The organism is Mesorhizobium sp. XAP4 (genome assembly GCF_029269325.1).
GTDB lineage: Bacteria > Pseudomonadota > Alphaproteobacteria > Rhizobiales > Rhizobiaceae > Mesorhizobium > Mesorhizobium ciceri.
Genome location: NZ_JARIXW010000031.1, coordinates 1 through 634, shown reverse-complemented (window position 1 = coordinate 634; position 634 = coordinate 1). Strand labels below are relative to the sequence as shown.

General features: G+C 64.7%; 1 protein-coding gene. It reads right to left on the bottom strand.

Annotated features, from left to right (window positions below):
• Positions 1–634, bottom strand: a 634-nt coding sequence (locus tag P3C39_RS32865) for a DUF4573 domain-containing protein (RefSeq protein ID WP_275955466.1), incomplete at both ends; no start/stop codon positions are given.

Here is a 634-nt window from a genome sequence, read left to right as displayed (position 1 = left end):
GGCTCGACCGGCGCCACAGGTGCAACCGGTAATACCGGAGCAACTGGCTCGACCGGATCGACAGGTTCGACCGGCTCTACTGGGGCAACAGGTTCGACCGGATCGACCGGAGCAACCGGCTCGACCGGCGCCACAGGTGCAACCGGTGATACCGGAGCAACTGGCTCGACAGGTTCGACTGGAGCAACAGGCTCGACGGGGTCGACTGGAGCAACCGGCTCGACCGGCGCCACAGGTGCAACCGGTAATACCGGAGCAACTGGCTCGACCGGATCGACAGGTTCGACCGGCTCTACTGGTGCGACCGGTTCGACTGGAGCAACCGGCTCGACCGGCGCCACAGGTGCAACCGGTAATACCGGAGCAACTGGCTCGACAGGATCGACAGGTTCGACCGGATCGACTGGTGCGACCGGATCGACTGGAGCAACCGGCTCGACCGGTGATACCGGAGCAACTGGCTCGACAGGATCGACAGGTTCGACCGGATCGACTGGTGCGACCGGTTCGACTGGAGCAACCGGCTCGACCGGCGCCACAGGTGCAACCGGTAATACCGGAGCAACTGGCTCGACCGGATCGACAGGTTCGACCGGCTCTACTGGGGCAACAGGTTCGACCGGATCGACCGGAG